The organism is Ruegeria sp. AD11(2025) (assembly GCF_056542405.1).
The window spans coordinates 1-18,448 of the sequence record NZ_JBQFZU010000034.1 but is presented as its reverse complement, the minus strand read 5'-3'; the positions used below and the strand labels follow the sequence as shown (position 1 = coordinate 18,448).

Annotated in this window: 9 protein-coding genes and 2 pseudogenes; 8 read left to right on the top strand and 3 right to left on the bottom strand. The window is 55.7% G+C overall.

Annotated elements, in window-relative coordinates; translation table 11 throughout:
* Positions 1 to 8: 8 nt before the first annotated feature.
* Positions 9 to 674, bottom strand: coding sequence for a malonic semialdehyde reductase (locus ACR1XY_RS21300; protein ID WP_480596248.1), 666 nt, complete (start codon positions 672 to 674; stop codon positions 9 to 11).
* Positions 671 to 1,555: a fumarylacetoacetate hydrolase family protein gene (locus ACR1XY_RS21295; protein WP_480596245.1), complete on the bottom strand. Its 885-nt coding sequence runs from the start codon at positions 1,553 to 1,555 to the stop codon at positions 671 to 673. Before ACR1XY_RS21295 ends, ACR1XY_RS21300 begins: the two co-directional genes overlap by 4 nt.
* Positions 1,556 to 1,639: 84 nt before the next feature.
* On the opposite strand from ACR1XY_RS21295, the gene ACR1XY_RS21290 reads away from it, so the two are divergent.
* From ACR1XY_RS21290 to ACR1XY_RS21265, 6 genes and pseudogenes are all read left to right on the top strand, one after another.
* Positions 1,640 to 2,026, top strand: a complete 387-nt coding sequence (locus tag ACR1XY_RS21290; RefSeq protein WP_480596243.1) for a YciI family protein — start codon at positions 1,640 to 1,642, stop codon at positions 2,024 to 2,026.
* 42 nt (positions 2,027 to 2,068) lie between these two features.
* The gene (locus ACR1XY_RS21285) at positions 2,069 to 2,734 is read left to right on the top strand and encodes a GntR family transcriptional regulator (protein ID WP_480596241.1); all 666 of its coding nucleotides are present in this window, start codon (positions 2,069 to 2,071) and stop codon (positions 2,732 to 2,734) included.
* Between the two features lies 1 nt (position 2,735).
* Positions 2,736 to 4,034 (top strand): malonyl-CoA decarboxylase, encoded by a 1,299-nt coding sequence (locus tag ACR1XY_RS21280; RefSeq protein WP_480596239.1) that lies wholly within the window; start codon positions 2,736 to 2,738, stop codon positions 4,032 to 4,034.
* The gene (locus ACR1XY_RS21275; RefSeq protein ID WP_480596237.1) at positions 4,031 to 5,554 is read left to right on the top strand and encodes a malonate--CoA ligase; all 1,524 of its coding nucleotides are present in this window, start codon (positions 4,031 to 4,033) and stop codon (positions 5,552 to 5,554) included. Before ACR1XY_RS21280 ends, ACR1XY_RS21275 begins: the two co-directional genes overlap by 4 nt.
* Positions 5,555 to 5,643: 89 nt before the next feature.
* On the top strand, positions 5,644 to 6,531 hold the full coding sequence (gene yghX / locus ACR1XY_RS21270; RefSeq protein ID WP_480596235.1) for a YghX family hydrolase: 888 nt from the start codon (positions 5,644 to 5,646) through the stop codon (positions 6,529 to 6,531).
* A gap of 369 nt (positions 6,532 to 6,900) precedes the next feature.
* A pseudogene (locus tag ACR1XY_RS21265) lies at positions 6,901 to 7,071 on the top strand (IS5/IS1182 family transposase); the annotation flags it as partial.
* Positions 7,072 to 7,429: 358 nt separating this feature from the next.
* Here the strand turns inward: ACR1XY_RS21265 and ACR1XY_RS21260 are convergent.
* On the bottom strand, positions 7,430 to 11,203 hold the full coding sequence (locus tag ACR1XY_RS21260; RefSeq protein ID WP_480596233.1) for an AAA family ATPase: 3,774 nt from the start codon (positions 11,201 to 11,203) through the stop codon (positions 7,430 to 7,432).
* A 591-nt stretch (positions 11,204 to 11,794) separates the two neighbouring features.
* Here ACR1XY_RS21260 and ACR1XY_RS21255 point away from each other — a divergent pair.
* Together ACR1XY_RS21255 and ACR1XY_RS21250 are read left to right on the top strand one after the other, a co-directional pair.
* Positions 11,795 to 17,551, top strand: coding sequence for an alkaline phosphatase D family protein (locus ACR1XY_RS21255; protein WP_480596231.1), 5,757 nt, complete (start codon positions 11,795 to 11,797; stop codon positions 17,549 to 17,551).
* Between the two features lie 63 nt (positions 17,552 to 17,614).
* Positions 17,615 to 17,818, top strand: a pseudogene (locus ACR1XY_RS21250) (transposase); the annotation flags it as partial.
* Positions 17,819 to 18,448: the final 630 nt, after the last annotated feature.

The window sequence follows — 18,448 nt, the reverse complement described above, 5'->3', positions numbered from 1 at the left end:
CCCCCTCCTCATGCATATGAGCAAACCTTTTCGAATGGGAAACGCGGCAGCTTGTGGAACAAACCGGTTTCGTCCGCATAGCCCAGATTGCAAAGAAAGTTCGACTTGAGCGTCGTGCCGGCGAAGAATTCCTCGTCGACGATCCGGTTCGAAAAGCCTGACATGGCGCCAACGTCCAACCCGACAGCCCGGGCCGCGATCATGAAGTAAGCGCCCTGAAGCGTTCCATTGCGAAACGCAGTGTCGGCCACGTAGTCGGGATTGTTTTCGAACAATGGCCGGCGATCTTCGTGCGGGAAAAGAAAGGGCAGCTCCTTCCAGAACTCCAAGTCGTAGGCAATGATGGCCGTGACTGGCGCATCCCTCATCTTTGGAACGTTCTTTGGTTTTAAAGACCTGGCAAGTCGCTCTTTGCCTTCGGCACTTTTCACGAAAACAAAACGGGCAGGCAGCGTGTTCATGCTGGTCGCGCCGTTGATCGTGATGTCGTAGATCTCTTCAAGCAACGCGTCGGAAACCGGTTCGTCGGTCCATGCGTAGTGAGACCTGGACTCGCGCAGGATCAAGGCGATTGCGTCATCCGACAGACGAGGAATGCGCGCACGCAGATCACGATGATCTTGCTGCGCTTTGGCGCGAAGTGCCTCCAGTTCTGCCCCAGTCGGTGCGCTCATTCTGCGGCCACCTTCGATCTGGTATCTTTTTCGTCGACGATCGGGCTGGCACATATGCCGATACATTCGATCTCTACCTCGACGGTTTCACCCGGCTTCAACCAGCGAGGTTCGGGTTTTTTGGCATGGCCCACGCCCGGCGGTGTTCCCAATGCAATCAGATCGCCCGGTTCGAGGGTCATGAACTCTGAAATTGTCGCAATCACCTGGCGGACGCCCCAGATCATGTTGGTGGTATTTGAACTTTGTAGGACTTCATCGCCAACGCGGCTTTCGATTTTCAGGCCCGAAGCTCCCTCGGGCAACTCATCCGGGGTAACCGTGAAAGGACCAATTGCTCCGGTGTCGTCAAAGTTCTTGCCCGGCGTCCACTGAACCGTCTTGCGCTGATAGTCCCGCACCGACCCATCGTTGAAAACAGTATAACCAAACACATGGTCCAGCGCGTCTTCTTCCGAGATATGACGACCGCGCTTCCCAACGATCAGCATCAGTTCCGCTTCGTAGTCGAAAAGCTCGGAAGCCGCCGGTCGCACCATGGGTTTTCCAGCCGCCATGATTGAGTTCTTTCCACGCATGAACAGCGTAGGGTACTCGGGGGTATCGTATCCACCTTCTTTGATGTGGTCGGTATAGTTCAATCCCATGCAAATAATCGTGCCGGGGTCGGCCACTGGCAAAGCCGGGGTGATAGTCGAGACTGGCACAGACACCGCTGCCGAGATTTTATCGGCGAGTGAGTCGCTCAAACCCGGATTGGCAATCAGTCCCATCAGATCTGTGCCAACGCCAGAGTCTAAAGACGTTAAATTTACTGCATTTTCGTCACTTACGGCAAAAACCGCAGTGCCTTCCGAAGTCTCTCCCACCAGGTATTTCATTTTCACCATCCATATCAGTTCGCTTGATTTTTGCCGACTATTTTGAAATATGTCAAATAATATCGATATTTTTGGAGAGTGCTAATGGTCGCTTGGACGGACTACAAATCAGAAGCAAAGAACCGTGGCGCATTGGCTTTGGAGCTTTATGTTGCTCACAGCACACCAGCCAAAGCGCCCGAAGATGTGAAGGCTTCACTGCCCGGTCACCTGGCATATCAGGCGCAACTTGAACGTTCGGGTCGGCTGGCTTTTGCCGGGCCAATGTCGGATGAAACCGGTGAGCACATGCAGGGAATGGGCCTGATCATCTACCGCGCCGACAGCCTTGAGGCCGCTCGAAAGCTGGCCGAGGACGATCCGATGCATAAGAGCGGGGCGCGCAGTTTTGTGCTTCGGCGCTGGATGATCAACGAAGGCTCTCTGAACCTCTCAGTCGGCCTATCGACCGGAACAAGCGCCCTCAGTTAAAAGCACTTCAAAGATTGCGCATTCAAAGAGGAAAAGTCGGATATGGACGTCATGCTTGATACCGAGGGCAAAGAGAAATCGGCCACTCATGGTGCGTATCGAAGGCTGCGCGATATGATCCTCACAGGCGAGTTGCCTCCCGGGCAGAAGCTTAAGATCGAACAACTCCGTGGTCTTCTGGACACCGGCGCAAGCCCGGTTCGCGAAGCGCTTAGCCTACTGACCTCTGACATGCTGGTCGAACGGATCGATCAGCGCGGATTTCGAGCAGCGCCAGTCAGCAAAGCCAACTTCGAGGAAATACTATTGCTGCGATGCAACCTCGAGGAAACAGCGCTCCGCGCTTCCATCTCCAATGCAGACGGAGCTTGGGAGGACAGGCTTGTCTTGCGTCATCACCATATGAAAAAGGCCGGTCAAAAAGGTGCACCTGACTTCGAAGACGCCCACAAAGCGTTTCATATGGCTTTGTTGGAAAATGCAAAACTGCCGTTGCTGCTACGGTATTGCTCGCAGCTTTACGACCTCAACATTCGCTACCGGTATCTGGCAGCGGGAGGGCCAAGTTACAAAAAGCGCGATATCGCTGCCGAACACCAGCAAATTCTAGATGCCGCACTCGACCACGACGTGGACAGCGCAACCCGGCACTTGCTCAACCACTACCGCCGAACGGGTGAGTACCTGAGCAGTCAGATGGAGTCCTGAAATGCAGCGGAACTGGTTTCTGGGCGATCTGCTGAATCAGCTGTTCGACCGTCCCGGCAAAAGGCGCGGCAACGATGACAACCGATCAATTGTAGAGCTTTGTGAGGCCTTGTTGTCCACCGAAGGCGAAGTATCGGGTTTCACCCTCGCCTCCACAATTCTTGATCGCTACCAAACCTTGGAAGACCCCGAGAAATTGGAGTTTTTCGCCTATTTGAATGACCAACTTGAGCTGGACGCGGATCAGCTTGCCGAAGTGGCAAGCCTCTATGCCAAGGGCCGAAGTGTCGATTTATATCAAAAGCTTAGTGACGTTGCGGAACCCAGACGGCAAGAGTTGTTGCGCCGATTGAACCAACCTTCCGGCGCGACACAAGAACTCGTATCAATGCGCGTTGACCTGTTGCGCTTTCTCAAATCCAACCCCGAGCTCAAACGAACAGATATTGATTTCATCCATTTGTTGCGGAGCTGGTTCAATCGGGGCTTTCTTGTCCTCAAGCAAATCAGTTGGGATACCCCAGCCCGCGTTCTGGACAAGATCGTTACCTATGAGGCAGTCCATCAGATCAACGATCTGGACGATCTGCGACGCAGGCTCTATCCGCCGGATCGTCGTTGCTTTGCGTTCTTCCATCCTTCGATGCCGGATGAACCGCTGATTTTTGTCGAAGTTGCTCTGACGGCTGAAGTTCCAGACGCAATTGATGCGCTTTTGTCGGAAGGTCGGGAACCGATCCAAGCCGAACAAGCAAAAGTCGCGGCGTTCTATTCCATTTCAAATTGCCAGAAGGGTTTAATGGGTATCAGCTTTGGAAACCTGTTGATCAAACAGGTTGTGACCGAGCTGTCGCGAGAGCTTCAGGGGATTGATACCTTTGTGACCTTGTCGCCAATACCAGGGCTTAACCGTTGGTTGGCGGGCGAGACAGAACACCCTGAGCACGGCCACGCCGCCGAGGCCGTGCTTGAGGCAACAACCTCGCCACAAGATTTGCGCGCGATGGCCGCCCGATACCTGTTGTTCGCCAAGCGCGAGGATGGGATGCCGCTGGATCCCGTGGCCCGCTTCCACCTTGGCAATGGTGCCGAGTTGCATGAGCTGCACGCCGAAGCCGATTTATCGCCAAACGGACGATCACAATCCGGCGGTGCGATGGTCAACTACCTTTATGATTTGAACAAAACAGAACGTCATCACGAAGAATTCGCAACACACGCGACAATCGAAGCCTCGCGTTCAGTTCGCGCGGCATCAACCGCCGCACTTGCTGCCAAGCCAAGGGAACATACAGAGTGAGAAATACCCTCTACGATAGTTTGTTTGCTCACCATGAAGGAAACGAGGCTCCGTTCCTGGAACTCGATGATGGCCAAGTGGTGTCCTACCACGCGTTTTTGAAGCGTGCGGCGCAGATCGCGCATGTTTTGCATATCAACGGAGTTTCCCCCGGCGATCGCATCGTTGTGCAAGCCCCCAAGTTGGCCGATACGATTGCGCTCTACGCCGCTTCGGTTCAGGCAGGTGCAGTCTACCTGCCGCTTAACACTGCTTACACATTGCCAGAGCTGGAGTATTTCATCTCTGATGCCCAACCTGCGATGGTCGTCTGCGACGGCAAAGACGAGGCTGAAATCGGAAAACTGGCGACCCGATCTGGCGCCAAGCTGCTGACCCTCGGCGGCGATACTCCGAGCCTGAGCCTTGAGGCAGACGCGCAGCCCGCCATATTCGAAACCGTGGATCGCGCACCGGACGACCTTGCGGCGTTGCTGTATACGTCAGGCACCACAGGCCGCTCAAAGGGCGCAATGCTGAGCCATCAAAACCTGCTATCCAACGCCCATGCTCTCGTTGATCTGTGGGGGATTACAAACGACGATCGCTTGATTCACGCACTGCCGATCTTTCATACGCACGGTCTGTTCGTGGCGATGAACACATCACTCCTTGCCGGTTCCGAAGTTCGGCTGATGGAAAAATTCGACGTTGGCTTGATCTTGGAGGAATTGCCGCGCTCGACCCTTCTGATGGGTGTACCCACTTTCTACACCAGATTGCTAGCGGATGAAGGTTTCACCAAAGAGGTCACGGGGACCATGCGTCTGTTTATTTCCGGTTCAGCCCCATTGCTGGCCGAAACACAAGGGGCGTTCGAAACGCGGACCGGACACCGTATCCTTGAGCGCTACGGCATGACCGAAACGAACATGAACACCTCTAATCCTTGCAGTGGTGAGCGTCGCGCGGGAACTGTTGGCATGGCGCTACCCGGCACCGAGGTGATCGTGACCAACCCTGAAACCGGAGAGCCATTGGCCCAAGGCGAGGTTGGAATGATCGAAGTTCGCGGCCCCAACGTGTTCAAAGGCTATTGGCAGATGCCCGAGAAAACCGCCGAAGAACTGCGAGAGAACGGGTTTTTCATCACCGGGGACTTGGGCCAGTACAGTAAGGATAGCTATCTGTCGATAGTGGGCAGGTCAAAAGACCTTATCATTACTGGTGGTTACAACGTCTATCCCAAAGAAATTGAAGACATCCTGAACGACATCGACGGTGTTCTGGAATCGGCGGTTTTCGGCGTCCCCGACAACGACTTCGGTGAAGCAATCATCGCCGCTCTGGTCGCAGAGCCAGGCGAAAAACTTGACACGGATCGGATTGCGGGGACCATCAGGGACAAGCTGTCGCGCTTTAAGCATCCGCGCCGCTACGAACTTGTCCCGGAATTGCCACGAAACACTATGGGAAAAGTTCAAAAGAACGTGCTGCGCGAACGGTACGCGAACAAGGAACTGTCACCGGCGGTATCTTAGGAAGCCCATCCAGACGCTCAATTAAATCAAGACCTTCAGATCGGATACTACCCACCCTTCAGACTGCCAAACTCATTAGGAGATCCACAATGACTCGCATGACGGCAAAAGACTTCGACCAGGAGCTTCTGGACCTGTATGACTTTTACGCGCACGGCAAGATCACCAAGCGCCAATTCCTGGATCGCGCCGGCAAGTTCGCGGTCGGCGGCGTGACAGCGGTCGCGCTGCTGAACATGCTCAGCCCGAACTACGCGATGGCTCAGCAAGTGTCGTTCAACGATCCCGATATCCACGCGGACTACATCACCTACCCTTCACCGAATGGAACCGGTGATGTTCGCGGCTACCTTGTCCGACCCGCCGGCGTTGAAGAGCCCCTGCCCGCGGTATTGGTAATCCACGAAAACCGCGGCCTTAACCCCTACATCGAAGATGTGGCGCGCCGATTGGCGAAGGCCGGGTTTATGGCACTGGCCCCCGACGGTCTGACGTCAGTGGGAGGATACCCAGGCAACGACGCGGATGGGCGCGAGCTGCAAAAGACAGTGGACCAAGTCGAATTGATGAACGATTTCTTCAATGGATTTGAATACCTATTGAACCGAGATGATTGCACTGGAAAGGTCGGCGCTGTTGGTTTCTGCTACGGCGGCGGTGTGGTCAGCGCAATTGCCGTAGCCTATCCCGAACTGGCCGCTGGTGTCCCGTTCTACGGGCGCCAGCCAGCGGCCGAGGATGTGGCCAAAATTCAGGCGCCGTTGCTTGTTCAGATGGGAGAGCTTGACGAACGCATCAACGCGGGCTGGCCAGATTTTGAGGCCGCCCTGCAGGCCAACGACAAGGTATACGAGGCCTATATCTACGAAAACGCCAACCACGGTTTTCATAATGACAGCACGCCACGCTATGACGAGGAAATGGCAAACCTGGCCTGGGACCGCACAATTGAATGGTTCAAAACCTATCTGGAGTAATTGGGGTGTGCTGCGAAGCCATTCTTGCGTTGATATCGCTTTGCCGACACCCACAATGCTCCGAGAATAATTCCCGGGAACGCCGCTCGCTCGCCGCGCAATGATGGTGTCAGTCATGATCTTCTCTCAAAAGCGCTTGCCGTACTGAACGTGAAGCTATCGTTCAGTAATAGAAGCCCCCGCACTGGCCTACAACAGCGCGAATTTCCGCCCAGGAAAAAGCATCGAGCTGTTGGTGGCTCAAACTGTCAGACGGTTGTTTGCCGCGCCTTACACGCTTGTCCAAACCGACGAACAGAACTATGAAAACCAGAAACGCAGACTCTCGCTACGAACGAGGGAGCCTCGGGGGGCAGGTCATAGTATGTCGGCTACCACCGCCGAAGCCGTGTCGAGACCAAGATGCATTGTATGAAACTGCTAGGTCAGAATCTCATGGCGAGGGGCTTCGACCGACAGGTTGCCGAAATCCAGGTACGCGTCGCCGTCCTGAACCGCTACACCGCTCTCGGCGTACCCGTCACAGAACCCCTCGGATAAGTTCGTCCAGGAAAAGGGGACCTGCGGCCAGAACCTGAGTTGTGCAACAAAGCCACCCAATCACAAAACGCAACTAAGACAACAAAGAGAGCTGACATGTTGCGGGAAATGTTGCGGGATTTCGATTGTTAAGGGATTGCCAAAAATTTAGGCGCATCAGAGTCAAGTCAAGCATTCGTTTTTATTGTGTTTTTCACGCATCGCCACTTTCTTAAGTGTGGAGCATCACTGACGCTATGACTCAATCAGCAGCCGAAACCTCAACAAATCCATGAATCACGTCATTCAATTCTGACCCATACATCAAGCACTACTAGTCCAGCATGTAGGGTGGTCTGCATGGCATCAGCGCCCCGTATCAGAATTCCTGTCTATCGTTCTGCCACCGCCTGATTTCCGCAGCGATCAAAGCCGAGTCCTTGCGCAACTCATGCGTATCTGCCCACTGCTTCGCCTGCGCCCATTCGGCCATGGCAAGGTTGTATTTTCCATCCAGCCTGTGACTTGTGCCCCGCCACATACCAAGCTGCGCTTTTCCGACAGAAAAGGCTTTGCTGTAGTCTTCCATTTTGGACAGAGCGCTTTTTTCCAGACTGTTCCAGTCTTCGTACCGATCGGAAAACCCCGTTTCGCGCCCGCGCAGAAGCACTTCCAGCACGCTGGAAATACCGACAATTACACTGTGAGATGACGGTCGGCGCATCTTGTCCAGCAGTTTCAGGGTCGCAGCGGCGGCATCAAAACCTTCCGATTGGTTCCCGATGCGCGTAAGCGCCAGCGCTAGGGCGCCTACGGCAGAAATCTGGGCCGCCAAATCAACAGAGCCAGACATGCCGGACGTGGTTAAGCGCAAAATATCCACAGCTTCGCGCGGCCTCTCGATATGCAGAAGGCAAAGGGCCTTGCACCTCAGTGCCCAAACTTCCTGCTGGATATTGCCGGCATTCTGGGCCCTCAGCAGCAACAGATATGCGGTTTCTTCCAAGGCGCTCAGATTGCCTCGATAATATTGCGACCAGAAACGAATTCCCTGTGCGTTACACCATCGCAACTGATCCCCTGATTTCACGGCAAGAGCCTGCGCCATCTCAAGCCGTTCGTCGACTTTATCCCATTCGCAGAAACCTAGCCGCCAAAGGGCATCCAAGGTACATACGTGTGCATGCAAAGACGGATCGTCCAGCTTAATCGCTACTTGTTCCGCACGATTCATCAGCCTGGCATTCAGGGTCCGCCAACCCATCATGCCCAGACCAGCGGCGAGTTGGCAGTTGGACAACACGGTTTCTACCGAAATTCCCGTATTCTCTGACCGGTTAACAGCGCCCAGAAGGTTGCACATTCCCTGGACGAAGCGCAGTTCGAAATAATCTACCGTTGCGGCCTGGTTCAGACAGCGCGCTATTTCGCCATCCCAATCCGACTTTTTTGATGTCACAACATAATTGCGGGACAGCGGCAAATATTGACGCGCAACTATGCGAAAACCTCGTTCAACGAGGCAAAAGACAGTCGAGATCTTGGTATTCGGTATTTTTTCCCCGGCCGCATCCAGTGCTTGCCGGATCGCTTTGCCCTGGGCCTGAATATCTCCGCGACCATAATGTGCTTCCGCAAGTTGTCGGCGCCAACGAACTAATCTCAATTGGTCATTTTGCCTCCGGCCGCGTCGATGCGGTTTGTGTTCCAGACAAATTGAAATGAAGGATTCAACCTCGCGATAGGCTCCGGTACGCAGCGCATTTGTGGCGGCGATATCTGCATATTTGACCGCATGATCTGCAAGCCCGGCCGCTTCAAAATGCTGGACCAAGGCGGGAAGGTTTCGACCTTCGGCATCGGGATGTTCGGCTTCAAGCAAAAGGGCAAGGGATCTATGCAGCGCTCGTCTGCGTTCACTTGGAATCGATTGGTAGACGACATCTCGGATTTGATCATGACGGAACTCGAACCCTCTGTTCTTCCTTCGGCGTATTAACTGAGCGTCCGTCAGGTGATTGATGATATCGGTTGGTTCAAATCCCAGCAGAGCTTCGAGCGGCTTGATTGCGAAAGAGCGCCCAACTACGGAAGCGGCCTCCAGAGCGCTTCGCGATCTCTGATCCAATCGATCAACCCGTTCACGAATGACCTTCTCGACTCCTTCGAAGAAGGCGAGATCGGTCAATGGCAGGATTGATTGCCAACACCCGTCGCGGATCGAAATCAGTCCCTGGTTCTTCAGCGTGAGCGTGATTTCTTCCACAAAAAGCGGATTGCCACCTGCCAGCTCCGCAATTCTCTGGGCGACATCGTCATGCGGAGGGACATCATCCAAGATTCGATCCATCAGTCTTTTGACCGAGACATCGTCAAGCTCTCTGACCTGGAGCGGGCGAAAATACCAGGCAAGATCATTTTCTTCCGAACCAAGCCCCGCATCGATTCTTTCCGCGCGCTTGTATAAAGAGTCGAGCTGCTTCGGCATTTCGCCAACGCGGACACACAGAACAACCAAAATTGAGTCTAGAGACCCAAAAATCCACTCCAGCAGCCGCCATGAAGCGGAATCGAGCCACTGGCTGTCTTCCAGAACCAGGGTGAAGGGACGGGGAACTAAGACGTTGATGACTTCGCCGACAAGGCGCATCGCCGCGTCGACTCTGTTAGCCCCTTTCAGATGAAGCGTACTTGCAGTTTCAGGCTGTTCGGCGGCCAGGAGATCACCCAACAGAGGCAAACGGTCAGCAAGATCAGAGGCATCGGGAATGCGGTCGCGGATGGCATTGTAAACCTCAAGTCCCGAATTGTCGTCATCCATCTTCAGAAGACCGGCCAACACCCTGCGCCACACGAGCATCGACGTGCGCCGATCATCCCGTTCGGCATGTGCAACAACGACTTCACCTGTTTCAATGCTCAAGTTGCGCGCGAACGCATTGATCAGCGTGGTTTTTCCAATGCCGGGTTCCCCAAGTACCGCGACCAGTCTCTTCGCTCCGGACTTGACCTCTTCATGAGCTTTCAAAAGCCAGGTCAACTCGTCCGCTCGCCCGATCAATCCGGTTTGACTGCGACTGGTAACTTGACGTTCAACCGGACGAAATACGGGAACAAGTTGCCCCAAACCGGCCAGTTGCAGCGCCTCGCTTTCCTGGAAGTTGAATTGATCCCGCGTCACTCTCTGAGTTTGGGAATCGCAATGGACACCATCCAGCGCCTTGTTCATCAGACGCGCCGCGCGGTTGACCGGCTGGCCAAAGAGGATGGGTTCCAAATGACGGGTATTGCCGACGATCTGGTGCAGAACATCGCCTGTTGCCACGCCGATTGATGCCTTCAGTTCCAATCGGTGCGCGGCGTTTTCGATTGCAATTGCGAAATCCAGCGCCCGTTGGGGGTCATCGCGATGAAAGGACCCGGTTTCTCCAAAAGCCGCAAGACAGGTCAGCCCATCCTTATCCATGATGAAGTCAGCCGTCGGACCGTCCCGATGATTGAGTTCGGACTGAATTTCGAGGCACAGCGTCTGCAGGGTTGGAAACACGTCCAAAATATCGGACGAGCGCAGATAGACGCGGATGAATACCACGGTCATGGGACGAATTTCGGCCAGCGCTCTGAACGCACTCAGCGCATTTTCCAGCCCCGCCGCGTCCTGAGGTGCATTTTCCCGAAGTCGTTCCAGCAGATGGCATATCCTTGGGGGAAGGAATCCCTTTACCCATTCTTCGGACGGACCGCTGGCTTTCTCTGCCGCGGTTGTTGCGGCGGCGTCTTGCACAACGCTGTCATTATTCGTCAGAGCGGCGTTTGCCTCGGCGGAGAGTTGTACCTGACGCGCGCCCGCGCGCCCAAGCGCGTCCGATGCCTGTGAACAGGCATTGCCGCCCGCGAGGAGCTGCCAGTGGGGGTCACCGCTCAGGGCTGCAATCCAGATATCTCCGCAGCCCAGACCTGCGTGAAACTCGGGCTGAACCGAGCTGTCATCAGTGTCGGTTCCGGCCCGCGGATTTCGACAAATGACCTCGGCGCATGCGGCGGCATCACGCACCGCCCGCGTCGGATTGCCGGGCGTGTTCAGCCAAAAGGCCAGAATGGAGTCGCCGGTAAAGCGATAGACATCACCGCCGCGGGACACGATCTGTTCCACGCACAGGCTGTAAGGCTGGTCCAGCGTTTTCGGGATTTGCTCCATCCCGGACTGGCCGCGATGGGACAGGCTTTCGACCAGCGCCGTGTACCGCGACACATCAATCAGCAATGCCGCACCGGATAACCTGACGAAACTGGGTCTTGCCCCATCGGCGCCATGAAGCTGTCGCAGAAGATGTAGTGGCAGTAAACCGCCAAGTGATTGCAATGAAACGTCCAAATCCGATCTCCGTGAGGTCGGGACACTGTTCAAACGCCAAACTGACCGGACAGTGCGCAGGCGACGCAACCTCTGATCCGGCTCGTTTGGGCACTCGCCTTATCGAGGATTGTCGCACATTTTCCTCTAAAAACGAAAAGCGGGATTTACGGGCGGGTCTTCCCGTTTAACCCGCCATCCCGCCGGACCTTGGGAAATTCACGCCAGGATATGCTAGAGTGACAATATTGAAGTGCCCTGGGGGGATGGCACGCATAATTGAACGTCGTCCGCCACATTCAGCCCCGGTGGTTCACCGATGGCGCGTTCCACGGCCCGGAGCGCCTATCGAATGGTTTCCCCGTATTCGGGCCGGCTGGACCATTTGCCATGACTGATTTCGACTCTGTCTCACGCACCGCCTGGATTTCGCAAGGATTTGAAAGGCTGGTTGATCGTGTTCGCTCCAATCCCACCGACGTGCATTTCGATGTGCTGATCATCGGTAGCGGCTATGGCGGGGCCATGGCCGCGGCGGTTCTGGCCGGGCGCACGATTGGGACTGACACCGCAAAGGTTGCGGTTCTGGAACGCGGGAACGAATATCTGCCTGGCGCGTTTCCGACCGGGCTGGGTGAGCTGGCCAAACACGTTCGGCGGGACGGGAACCGGCAGGGGCTGTTCGACTTACGGCTCGGCCCCGAGGTCAACACGGTCGTCGCCAACGGCGTTGGCGGCGGGTCCCTGATCAATGCCGGCGTCATGGAGACGCCGAAGCCAGGCGTTTTCCAGAATGGCTGGCCTGCGGAAGTGTCCGACCTCACGACGTTGGAACCTTTCTATACCAGAGCCATGAAAAAGCTGGGCGCGCATGTGGACGGAGTGCCGAACAAAATCGACAACCACCCCGACGGAGTACCGCTCAAACACCAGGCGTTGGAAGATATCGCCCCGCATGCGACGTTCAGGTCGGCGGCAATAACCGTTGCCATGAAAGACCGCGTCAATTGTGCCGGCGTCAGGCTGAATAAATGCCTGCAATGCGGGGATTGTGCGACGGGATGCAATTTCGGAGCCAAGGAATCGCTGGATCTGAGCTTGTTGGCGACTGCCCATCAGGCTGGCGCGGAAATATTCAGCGGCGCAACCGTGCTCTTCGTGTCGAAGGACGACACCAGTTGGGTGGTCAACACGGTTTACACCGACAAGAGCCTGCGGCTCAGGGATGGTGCGGTCGTGAAGATCCGGGCCGACAAGGTCATACTTGCGGCGGGGACGTTGGGATCGAACGAAATTCTCGAACGCTCCGGCGAAGGCGGGTTGGCTGTTTCAGCCAAAAATATTGGGCAGGGATGCTCGACCAACGGCGACATGCTGGCGGTGGATTTTGCGACCGATACGGTTGTGAACAATGTAGCCGATGAAAGCGTGCAACCGTCTCAGCGCGCTATTGGTCCGACGATCACCGGCATCATCGATCTGCGGGATGCCAAGGGCATTCTGATCGAAGAAATTTCGGTCCCCGCGTCGTTGCGCCTTGCATTCAATGAGGTGTTCGGTTCTGTCAATGCCCTTCAGGGGTTGCAAGACATTGACAGGTCGATCCATTCCGATGGATTTCCGACCGACGATGGGTACGCGGTGCCGCCGCCACACATCAAGAAAACCGCCGCGTTTGCCATTATGGGCGACGACGGGGCGCAGGGTTCGATTGAATTCAAGGTCGAATGGAATGACACCGAGGTCGATGGCACCGCCGTCATGAGATGGCCGACCGATGCCGAACCAGAGATTTTTGAGAAGGAGATAACCGAATTATCCAAATTGACCACCGACACGGGAGGGCGGTTGATCGCAAATCCTGCCTGGCGGCCCTTGCCCAAGGATATGGATTTTCTGGTCGGGGATCAGACAGGCCCAGTTACAACCGTGCATCCACTGGGCGGTCTGAACATGGCCGACAGCGGGACACATGGGGTGGTCAACCATCTCGGGCAGGTCTTCAGGTCTGAAACCTCGAACAGCGTTTACGATGATCTTGTCGTTCTGGATGGTTCGATCGTGCCCACCGCGTTGGGGACAAACCCGGCACTGACAATTGCCGCACTGGCCCTGCGCGCGGCCGAGGAACTGGCGGTGCAATGGTCGTTAGGGGCCAAACCTGACGTCGCGGTCGATACACAGCCTTTCGAGCGGCCGGTCTTTCGCGAGACCGACAGGGCGGCTGCACCGCAGCCGACCGAAGTCGAGGTGATCGAACGTCTTTCCGGACCTGTGGAGTTGACCCCTGACGGAGGATCACCAGATCAGTACATTGCCGAGCTGACGTTGCGGTTTAAGCCCAAACCGGTTCAGGACTTGAATCCGGGGGCTCAGGGGGATTGCACGCTTGTTCTTTCCGAGGACGAACTGGACCCGCTGACCCGAAGCGAAATCCGGATATTCCGGAAGGATGACTGGGAACCACTCAGCAAGACATGGAGCCCTCCTATGTGGCGCGAGCGGGAGCTTGACGCCATAGCGATCCTTCGCGCGCCACTGACCGGCCACCTCAAAGTTCTGGAGCGCGAAAGCAGCTGGCCCACGGGGCGGATCTGGAGGGCGGGCAAGGCATGGTTGCTGAACCGGGGTTTGCGGGACATCTACCAGGCGACCTTCGAAGATCACACAGGCGGGTCCGGACCGGGGCTTCTTAGCCGGATCAAATCCGGGATCGCCATCGCCAGCAAGGCCGGTGAAGTCAGGAAACTGGTTTACAGATTAAAGATTGGTCCCGCAGTTTCGGGGTCCGAAATTCAACTTGGCGGAAATCGCATTCGAGGTGTCAAACGGTTCACATACAACCGTCGCGGCAACCCGTGGCGGCAATTGATGGACGTGACGCTGGAAGACTTCCCGGGGCTCAACAGACGCGGACCGCGTGTCCTAAATCTGGATATGGTATATCTTGCGCGGATCGGCGTTCCGCTGTTCCGGATTACAAAGCAGTCGGATGCCATGACCGCGATTTCGGACATTACCGGATTTGTCGGCTATTTCTTACGTCTGCTGCTTGGCATTCATATCTGGAGTTTCCGGGCTCCGGATACGAATGATGACAGCAAGGTGATCGACTTCGCGCCGCCGGATCAACTCAGGCTGTCAGATGGTACAACCGTGAACGCTGACGTGTTTTGTGACGGTGGCCAAATTGGGGCCGAAGTGCCGGATCTCGACAAATCGCTTGGCCCAATCGAGGGGAAGGTTCGGATCACCCGCTACCCCAACCCAAATGCCACAAGGCCTCCGGTGGTCATGTTCCACGGCTACAGCGCCGGTGGCACCACATTTGCACATCACGCGGTCAATCCGAACTTTGCCAGCCACCTGTGGGAAAGCGGGCGGGAGGTTCTGATCGCTGATCTTCGCACCAGCCCGTATTTTCGCGAAACAACGGCGACCGTACCCTGGAGTTTCGACCAGATCGCCGCGAATGACGTTCATTATGTGATCAACAAGGCGATCGAGGTCACCGAGGCGCAGCAGGTCGATGTGGTGGCGCATTGTATGGGGACGGTCGTGTGCAGTATGGCGATCCTGGGCTCGGCATCGGACCCGCCCGGCCCGGATGATCTGTTCACAAAGGTCCGGCGCGTGGCGTTCACGCAGGTTGGACCCCTTGTGGTGTTTTCCCCGATCAATATTCTGCGTGGCTATATCATGAAATATTTGGTCGGGCTACTACCTGACAACTACCAGTTTCGCCCTGACCCCCGGTCCCTGGCGGACGACATACTGGACCGAGTGCTGGCAACGTTGCCATACCCCGTCGATGAGTTCGATATCGAAAACCCCGTGATACCCTGGAAACGCACGCCCTGGACCAGAACGCGGCACCGGATGGATGCGCTGTACGGGCGCGACTTCAACGCAGCCAAGATGGACCCCGGAGTCCTGGAGTTTATAGACGAACATTTCGGAGCGTTGAGCATTCGGACTGTCAGTTCCACCCTGCACTATGCCCGAAATGATATGATGACGGATTTTCGGGGCCGGAACAAATGGGTTTCGCGGGAAAATTTCGACACAACTTGGAGTGATATTCCGACCTTCAGCGTGCATGGTGGCGAAAACGGGCTGTCTGATCCCGTTACCGTCGACAGAATGAAAAAAATTCTGCATGACGCCGGGATTCAATATCTTATGCCGGAGATCGTCGAGCACGCAGGGCACCAGGACGCTCTGATCGGCGCGGACAGGTTGACCACATTTGAACATATCCGCACGTTCCTGGACCTGGACCTGCCGCCCCATAAGGGTAAACGCAACACCGATAAAGTGGTCCATCCCCCCTGGATCGGGCCGGTCATGACACTTGAGACTCCTGAGGCCGCCACGACGCCGGGTTATATTGCGCGGATCGGCGCAGCGCCATCGCATAGAAAACCTGAAAGCATTGTGTTGTTGCGGGTTCAAGTAACAGATGACCGGATACTGCGACCTGACACGCAAACCGATGATTGGGACGAAGACTATCTGCTGTTGTCGATGGTTGTGTACCCTGAACAGGAATTCGCGAAGGACGGCTGGGCCGTTTTCGAGGTTCCCAAGCAGGAATTCATGCCGGGATTCAATTCTGAAAAACCGGGCAACGCCACATTGGTGTTGATCGCATATGACGAGGCCGATGTATTGGCGCCGGCTGCGGGCCGCCAATATTACTTTGTTCAACGAGACGACAATCGCCAGGATCACGTGTTCAAGTTCGGCCGTGACGGTAAGCCTACGCGCGCAGCACCGGAAGAATTCGATCTCGAACGGTTCGTAAACACCCGCAAGGCGGTTTCAAGGTCGCTGCTCCGAGGGGCCAGTTTGACAAGACCCACGGACGAGACTTACGGGTCGGGTCTCACCCTGCGTGGTCGACGGGATGTGAACAGGGTTGCAGTTGACCCGAGGTCTGATACCGGCATGCGGGACGTGACGGTATCAGAATTGGAGTTCGCGTCCAACCAGGCAGTTGCAGATGCGGTGTTCGATCAGCTTCAGGATCAGGACGATATCATACTGGATGGTGTCATTCCCGATTGGAAATTGCCCGACGGTAATGAGCAAACGCGCTTTATGTTCGGATCGTGTCAGTATCCGGCAGGGTTGCTGGACAAGCCAGTGACCTACAATTCCTACGGGACGCTGGCCGAACGGCTGGCAAACTCTGCCACGCCGCCGCGCTTCAGTCTTCTGGTCGGAGATCAGGTTTATGTCGATGCGACCGCCGGTCTGTTTGATCCACGGGACATCAACGACCGCTACCGGACCCCGTACGAGAATTGGTTAAGAGCCCCAACGGTGCGCAAGGCGCTTCGGTCGGTACCATCCTATATGTTGCTGGACGACCATGAAATCGTGGACAATTGGGAACCCAGGACCGGAGTGAATGACAAGCAATCGGATTGGTTCAAGGAAGCAATGTGCGCATACAAAAAATACCAACACGGATTGCATTGGAACCGTCAAGACTTCGAACACGGCAACGCACGCTTCTTCCTGCTGAATACCCGAACCGACAGAACGCGGCGGGCTGTGGGTGACCTTGCGAACGCGGAACTTGCCGATAGGTCGGCGATGACAAATCTCAAAGGCTGGATGGACCAGGGCAACGGTGTAAAATTCATTGTGACGCCATCGATGTTTCTGCCACGACATCGTCGCGCTATTCAGCGGGACACCCGGCTGCACCCCGACAACCTCAGCGCCATTCACTCGGATGGATGGGACGGTTATCTTGCTTCAATGCGTGAAGTCTTGGACCATATCGCAAAAAATCAGATCAAACATATCGTGTTTCTGTCCGGGGACGAACATCGCGCCTGTCTGGCCACCGGCGATATCTTCAACGCACAAAATCAGCAGGTCGCGCGTTTTGCATCTGTTCACACATCCGCGCTGTGGGCACCGTTTCCTTTCGCGAATTCCCTGGAGGAGGACACTGCCGATCAGGAAACGTTCACATTCGATTTGGCAGGTGATCAGTTCTCCTGCGTTGTGAAAACTGAAAGGCCGGTGGCCGGTGACGGTCCGACATTCGTCTCCGTGCGTTCATCGGGCAATGACTGGTTTGTCGATTGCGAATTCTCGGACGGATTGACAAGGACAATAGCCTTTTAGGTTCAGGACCCATTGATTTCCGATTGGTTGTGAGCTTCACGATTCAAGAAACGAGCGGTGAACATGTCTGATCTATTCTGGTTGAACGACGCGCAAATGGCGCGGCCTGCACCTTTCTTTCCAAAGTCCCACGGCAAGCCTCGTGTTGGCGATAAGCGCGTGCTGAGTGGAATTATCTTCATCAATCGCAGTGGCTTACGGTGGCGCGACGCGCCCAAAGGATACGGACCGCGCAAGACGTTGTACAATTGTTGGAAGCAATGGAGCGGTATTAGTGCCGCAGATTTGCGACACGCCTAAGTCTTCATCGACCAACGCGTCAGGCCATGTTGAGAACGCCCATTCTTCGTACACCATTAGACTTTGCAAAGTCCGCATTCTGCGCGCAGCAGTCATCTGCAGTGCTTGGCACTGCAAACGCGGCGAAGGTCTGTCTGGTGGCCACTATTACTTTTTGAAGTTTGACAGATGGATTCAATCGCAAATAGCGGCAAGCCCTCTTCCCCATCACCTTCCTTTCGTGGGCCAGCGGGATTTGGACAAGCCAAACGCCCCTGGCCGTCAGGGTGAGGGCGCGGCCCTCCCCCTCTGGCAACCTTTTTAGACAGGGCCGTGTCCTCGGTTTTGCCTGCGGGCCGCACCACCCCTGTCGAATAGCGTTGCCTCGCCCCCTCCCGCGTTCGCCACGTGGCAGATTAGCTGGAACAGGCAGCTTCGCTGTCTGACCTACAAATCAGCCCTGATTTTCCGAAAGGGAAGTCAGAACAAACCAAACTGCCTGCGGGAGCATAAAATGGGGGCGGCGTGTTAGGCTCAGGACCCATTGATTTCCGTATAGCGGCGTGATTCACGGTTCGAAAACGAGCGGTGAACATGTCTGATCTTTTCTGGCTTACA